The organism is Mesorhizobium sp. B2-5-4 (assembly GCF_006441095.1).
GTDB classification, from domain to species: Bacteria; Pseudomonadota; Alphaproteobacteria; order Rhizobiales; family Rhizobiaceae; genus Mesorhizobium; species Mesorhizobium salmacidum.
Genome location: NZ_VFUR01000021.1, coordinates 89511 through 95510, shown reverse-complemented (window position 1 = coordinate 95510; position 6000 = coordinate 89511). Strand labels below are relative to the sequence as shown.

6 protein-coding genes are annotated in these 6000 nt (G+C 66.3%); 2 read left to right on the top strand and 4 right to left on the bottom strand.

All coding sequences use genetic code 11. The features are described from left to right. Together FJ492_RS23330 and FJ492_RS23325 are read right to left on the bottom strand one after the other, a co-directional pair. The coding region (locus FJ492_RS23330; RefSeq protein ID WP_140772475.1) for an ornithine cyclodeaminase family protein at positions 1-813 on the bottom strand (813 nt) is incomplete at its 3' end. Between the two features lie 76 nt (positions 814-889). Then, positions 890-1336, bottom strand: coding sequence for a DOPA 4,5-dioxygenase family protein (locus FJ492_RS23325; RefSeq protein WP_140718566.1), 447 nt, complete (start codon positions 1334-1336; stop codon positions 890-892). Between the two features lie 212 nt (positions 1337-1548). Here FJ492_RS23325 and FJ492_RS28835 point away from each other — a divergent pair, with 212 nt between their 5' ends. Further along, positions 1549-1692 (top strand): hypothetical protein, encoded by a 144-nt coding sequence (locus FJ492_RS28835; RefSeq protein ID WP_181166730.1) that lies wholly within the window; start codon positions 1549-1551, stop codon positions 1690-1692. 12 nt (positions 1693-1704) lie between these two features. Here the strand turns inward: FJ492_RS28835 and FJ492_RS23320 are convergent, their stop codons facing one another. Both FJ492_RS23320 and FJ492_RS23315 read right to left on the bottom strand, forming a co-directional pair. Beyond that, entirely contained in the window at positions 1705-4032 is a 2328-nt protein-coding gene (locus FJ492_RS23320) for a cation:proton antiporter (protein WP_246673002.1), read from the bottom strand. A 99-nt stretch (positions 4033-4131) separates the two neighbouring features. Beyond that, on the bottom strand, positions 4132-4824 hold the full coding sequence (locus tag FJ492_RS23315) for a DUF2270 domain-containing protein (protein ID WP_140718565.1): 693 nt from the start codon (positions 4822-4824) through the stop codon (positions 4132-4134). Positions 4825-4974: 150 nt separating this feature from the next. Between FJ492_RS23315 and FJ492_RS23310 the strand changes: the two genes are divergently transcribed. Continuing rightward, positions 4975-5703 (top strand): gamma-glutamylcyclotransferase, encoded by a 729-nt coding sequence (locus tag FJ492_RS23310; RefSeq protein ID WP_140772473.1) that lies wholly within the window; start codon positions 4975-4977, stop codon positions 5701-5703. The last annotated feature ends 297 nt before the right edge of the window (positions 5704-6000 follow it).

Sequence of the window (6000 nt, the reverse complement as noted above, 5' to 3'; positions counted from 1 at the left end):
GGTCAAATCTCCGGCAACCATCGCCGGGTCGACCATCGGCTTGGCCATATTCCTCTCCTGCTCCAAATCGTCGACGATGATGCGGTCGAAGCGGGGCATGGTCTCTCGCAGCCAGGGCAGGGCTTGGTCGGTCATCACGGCGAAGCTTCCCGGCTTCAGCCAGTTCGCATCGAGGAAGGGTTCGGGCTTGGGCACCAGGGTCACCGTCGTCACCACCATGTCGGCGCCTTCGACCGCTTCCCTTGCCGTGTCGCAGGGGATGGCTTCCAGTCCGCGCGAGCGCGCCATTTGGCACAGCCCGTCGCGGTTGGCGGCGCCGCGGCCGTAGGCGCGGATTTCGCGCAAGGGGAAGAGGTCGGCGAATGCCTCTAAATGGCCGCGCGCTTGCACCCCGCAGCCGATAAAGGCCAGGGATAACGCGTCGCTTCTCGCCATGCGCCTGGCGGCGACGGCGCTCAAGGCGGCCGTGCGTTTCTCCGTCACCCAATTGCCGTCGACCAGGGCAAGCGGCAGGCCGGTCTCGGCGTCGAGCAGCGTGATCAGCGAATTGAGCGTCGGCAGTCCGCGCCCGGCGTTGCGCGGATTGACGACCAGCGACTTCGTGGCCAGCACGGGCGGCGTGGAGGCAACGCCGAGCGTGGCCATGATGTAGCGGTCGTCGCCCGGCAGCACCACCGCTTTCGGGGCGCACCAGACTTCGCCGCGCCGCTGGCCGACGATCTGGCGTTCGATCTCGTCGACCATGTCGGCCGTCGGGATTGCCAGGCGGTCGAGCAACTGGGATGACAGATAGGGCAAGGTTTCGGCGGCCAAGGGTTTCGTCCTGTCATTCCCCGATGGATCATCATACCCGCGAGAGCGTCAAACGGCTCCCTCATCGCGGGCGCCCTCACGCCCCCAGCGTCGGCTCCGTATTCACCTCCAGCGCCTCTTCCGCCTCATGCTCCTCGCCCAGAACCTCCCCGTGCACCGCCAGCGCCCGCCCGATCCAGATCGGGTCGACCAGGTGGTCGCGCTTGGGGTTGGTGGTGTTGGGGTGGATGAGGATGCTGAGGCCCTGGTGGTTCAGCATCAGCCAGGGAACCAGCGTCGCGAAAATCCCGGGGGCGAAGGAGACCTGGTACATGGCCTGCCCGTGCGGGCCGACTGGTCCGTCGTGCCAATTGCCCAGGCGCACGCGGAAACGTTCCGCGATGCGCTGGCGCAGCCATTCGGCGTGCTGCCGCTCGGCCTGCCCGTCATAGTAGATGTGGGCGTGGTAGCTGGCGATCTCGGCGAGTTGTCTTGGCTTGGGGGGCCTCGGCTGCCCGGCCGGCGTTGAACTGGCTTTGCTCATCTCGGTTCTCCCCCTGGTGTCGCGTCCGGCGGAACGTTAGCCGAAGCGCGGGTATCTTGTCTCTAGCCGGGGCGGCCTGCGCAGAGATCAGCGACAAACAGGCTGTGGGCGCCGCCCAATGGTCGGCTATTCGATCGAATTTCTTTACAACCCGTTAATTCGGCCATGCGTCAATAAGCATCTGCTAATTATCCGATGGCGTGGGGTACGCAATGACCAAGAATCTTGGCAATGGACGCTATGTGCCGCCCAGGGACACCAGCGTCTCCTTACTCGGCAAGGTCGCGCCGGCGCTGTTCCCGCTCGTCGCGGCGGCGCTGGGCTATGTGATCGGGCGGCAGTTCCTCGGCCTGTAGCACCGTAGAGCATCAGGCGCCGGTCTCGGTTGCCGCCTCCTCGGCTTCGGCTCGCCTGACGCGGTCGCTGGCCAGAAGCACGACCGGGCAGGCGACGGCGGCCAGCACGGCGGTCGCCGTGTCGCCGAAGAACAGCTCGTCGCCTGGCCGCTGCGTGACGCCCATCACCACCATGGCGGCGCCCTTGCCCGCCTCCCTGGCGATGGCCCTGTCGGGCGTGGCACGCGTCCTGATCGCGGTTTCGACGGCAACGCCGTAGCGGTCGGCGAGATCGGCGACATCCTTGAGCACGGCCTCCTCGCGGCGGTGCGAAACCGAGCTTGGCGGGCTGCCCTTGCGGGCCTGCGACACATAGAGGGCTTTCACGCGGGCCCGGTGCGGCCGCGCCAAGGCGAGCGCGAAATCGGCCGCGCGCCGCGCGACTTCGGTGCCGTTGACGGGAACCAGGATGGTCGCGCCGGCGCGCAGCAACGGCATCTTGCCGCTGGATTTGGCGCCATTCAGCACCAGGCAGAGCGGGCCGTCGAAGCCGCTGGTGATATCCTTCAGGGTACCGCTGAAGGTGCCTTTGTCGGTCATCGCGTCGTCCAGCCCGACCAGCAGAAGGCCGTAGCCCTTGCGCGCTTCGGCCGCGATCGTTTCGGTGGTGGCCTGAAGCTCGGTACGGGCCGTGAGGTGGACCTTGTCGACGGGTGTATCCTCGGCCTTGCGGACAGCCCTGGCACTCCTGGCCGCCCCCTTCTTGACCTGCTGCGAGGCCCGCTCGGGACCTTTGTCGCGGGCAGGGCCGGGCAGTTGCCCGCCCTCGAGGTGGAGCAGCGTGGTCGGCATGCCGCTGCCGCCGCCGACCAGACCGCCGAGATAGGCGGCGAACTTGCCGACCGGGCTGTCGTCGACGAGCAGCAGCAACCGCTCCAGCTTGGAGACGAAGCCGCGCTCGTCGAGCAGTTCGCGGTCGACGCGCTGCTTTTCCGCATCGCCGACCGGCAGCCGGCCTAGCGCCCAGCGCAGCATCGGCGGCATGGCCAGCGTGGTGATGACGGCCATGGTGACGATCATCGTGAACAGATTGTGGGAGAGGATGTTCATCGACAGGCCGATCGAGGCGACGATGACCTCGGTCGAGCCGCGCGCGTTCATGGCGCTGCCGATGGCGGTGGCCTCCTTCAGCGACATGCCGGACAGCCGGCCGCCGAGGAAGGCGCCCGAGAATTTGCCGATGCTGGCGATCAGCACCAGCGCCAGCGTCAGCAGCGCCAGCGTCGGGTCGGCAAGCACGGTGAGGTCGGCGGACAGGCCGGCCATGCCGAAGAACACCGGCATGAACAGCGCCGTGATGACGCCGCGCAACTGGCTCTCTATGTGGTTGGACAGGATCGGCGATTCCCCGACCAGTATGCCGGCGACGAAGGCGCCGAGCACGGTGTGCACGCCGATCAGATTGGTGATCAGCGCCATCACGCCCATGATGATGAGGATGACCGATATGACGGCGTATTCGCTGCGGAAACTATCATTGCTCCAGCGGATCAGGGTGAACACCACGCGGCGGCCGATGGTGAAGGAAAACACCATGAATAGCGCCACTTCGGCCACCGTCGTGATGAGCGGCACCACTTGCAGGCTGCCATTGGTGGCGATGCCGAAGGTGACGGCGATGATCAGCCAGCCGAACGTGTCCTCGATGATCGCCGAGGAGACGATGATCTGGCCGAGGTTGCGGCGCATGAAATTCATTTCACGCACCACCATGGCGACGATCTTGACCGAGGAGATCGACAGCGCCGTGCCGAGGAACAGGCCGGCGACGATGCGCTCGGTCGGCTCGGGCAGGAGGGAATCCGGCAGCACCTGCGCCAGCGCGAAGCCACAGGCAAAGGGCACGACGACGCCGGTGATCGAGATCGAAAAACAGGCCGCGCCCACCCGCCGCACGAGGCGCAGATCCGTCTCCATGCCGGTCAGCAGGAGGAGCAGCAGGATGCCGAGCTGCGAGACGGCATCGATCATGCTTTTCTGCGCGGGGTCGGTGGAAAAGATCAGGTGCTGGGCGTCGGGCCAGAGCCAGCCGAACAGCGACGGCCCGAGCAGGATGCCGCCAATCAGCTGGCCCATGATCGCCGGCTGGCGATAACGCTGGAAGATCTCGCCAAGGCCACGGCCGACCAGAAGCAGGAGGACGATCTCGGCGACGAACAGCCCTTCGGCCGAGCCGCCCATGCCAGAGGCGTGACCGGCCGGCTGAGCGGCCAGCGCGTGGCTCGCCGGTGCCAGAAGGAGAATGGCCAGCGAAAAGGCGACCGCGGCGCCGTGCGATCTCGTTGCCGTTAGGTGGATCATGGGTCCCTTCAAGACGCCGCCGCGGACTGACCATAACAACGCGCGGCTGACCTTTGCGTTGCAGCCATCCGTCGCGAGTTATTGCATCAGATATCTAGCTCAGACGTGGACGTCACCGAAGGAGAGCTCGCCGTCATCGCCCGGCGTCAGGAAGGCGGCCGCCACCAGGCCGGCATAAAGGAAGGCAACCACGGCGACGATGGCCGCGCCTGGAACGGGACCGAGCGCCGCCGCGCCGACAGCCTCGCGCAATGTGCCGGCAAAGCCGACCGGCGCGCCTTGGTTGATCAGGCTCGGCGTCGACAGTTTGAGGATCCAGGCAAGCAGCAGGATCAGCATCATGTGCAGGTAGTTGCGGCGCAAACGGCGCGCCAGCGCCACACGCTGCGAGACCAAGAATTTCGGCGTGCGCAGGCTCTCGCCGAGGATCAGCAGCCAGTCGGAAGCAAAATCGGGCTGCGGCGAGAAGATCTGCGCGAAATAATGGCGCTCGAACTGGCGCACGCGGGCGCGGTAGACATCGAAGAAGCGGTAGCGGCGCGCCTCGATCCACAGTAGAAGCAGCACCAGCAGCATGGCGAACAGCAGCACGCCATGATGGGCGCTGGCCGTCGACAGCGACACCGACAGCATCGCCGCGACAACCGTGATCGCCCAATTGCTGGTGCGGTCCAGGCGGTCGCGCCAGCCGGCCATGCGAGCGATCTCGGCGCGATGGAAATGGGACATCACGGTGACCAGTTCGCCTGGCAAAAGCGGCCTGCCGACGGACGTTGCCGGCGCATCGTTCATGACTTCCTCCCAACCTCATCAAACGTTCCGGGAGCGATGTCGTTCCATGACGATCCCCGCCGGCGCCCAATGGGACGGGTGGTCGCCCGGGCAGCCTCTTGAGTATCTGTCTCCGCTGAGCAACATAGCGGCCATGGCCGAGGCACGAAAATGAACAAGCCGATTTCCGTCGCACCGCGCAAATCCGCGCTCCGCAAACCGCCGATGGCGCTGACCGAGGCGCTGGTGGCGCGCACCTTGCGCGCGGTCGAGGATGCCGGGCCGACGCCGGGCATGGTCTATATGACTGACCAGGATTATGCGCGGTTTCGCGATGAGGTCCTGGCCAGCGCGCCGCCCGGACCGCTGAAGCTGTTCGCCTATGGCTCGCTGCTGTGGAAGCCGGCAGGGGAGGTGCGGGGTGGCGAACGGGCGGTGGCGCGCGGCTGGCACCGGTCGTTCTGCTTCACCGTGCAGCGCTTTCGCGGCACGCTCGATCAGCCTGGCCTGATGATGGCGCTCGACCGTGGCGGCCAGTGCCAGGGCATGGTGTTCGAGATCGCCGAACCGGTAGCCGACAATCTGGAAGCGCTGCTGCGCCGCGAAATGACCATCCTGCCCGCCGTCAACGTGCCGCGCTGGCTGCGGGTCAGCACCGAAGGCGGGATGGGCCAGGCGCTCGGCTTCGTCGTCGATCCCGCCAATCCGCGCTACGCCGGCAAGCTCGACAAGCCTGCGGTCGCGGCGACGCTGGCCAGAGCCGTCGGCCACTGGGGCTCGGGCGCGCAATATCTGTTCGAGACGATCCGCCACCTCGACACCTGCGGCATCCGCGATCGCAATCTGTGGCAATTGCAGGAACTGGTGGCGCGGGAGATCGGGCGGAGCCACGTCCGCTGAAAAACCGGAAGCCGGCGCCGCGCGAATGCGCCTGCGTGAACAGGAAATAGCTGACGACCGCCGAAGGGCGGGGGGCGGGGTATCGACGGTCGCCTGAGCGGAAGGGGCCATGGATTGAGCAAACTACGTTGCGGCAGGCCCTTACCTATAATAGCTGATTCGGCCAAGATGAACAGTCTGTTCGTTCGGTTGGGACGAAGCCGCTGTCAACGGGTGAAGGTGATCGCGTCCAGGGGTGAAGGCGATCGCGTCCAGCGCCGAAGGAACTATGTTGCCGTCCATCTCACCGATATTCCT

What these genes read in the sequence shown, in the direction of transcription:
- FJ492_RS23315 (WP_140718565.1), bottom strand. Translation starts at nt 4,824, where the DNA reads ATGAACGATGCGCCGGCAACGTCCGTCGGCAGGCCGCTTTTGCCAGGC.
- FJ492_RS23325 (WP_140718566.1), bottom strand. Translation starts at nt 1,336, where the DNA reads ATGAGCAAAGCCAGTTCAACGCCGGCCGGGCAGCCGAGGCCCCCCAAG.
- FJ492_RS23310 (WP_140772473.1), top strand. Translation starts at nt 4,975, where the DNA reads ATGAACAAGCCGATTTCCGTCGCACCGCGCAAATCCGCGCTCCGCAAA.
- FJ492_RS23320 (WP_246673002.1), bottom strand. Translation starts at nt 4,032, where the DNA reads ATGATCCACCTAACGGCAACGAGATCGCACGGCGCCGCGGTCGCCTTT.
- FJ492_RS28835 (WP_181166730.1), top strand. Translation starts at nt 1,549, where the DNA reads ATGACCAAGAATCTTGGCAATGGACGCTATGTGCCGCCCAGGGACACC.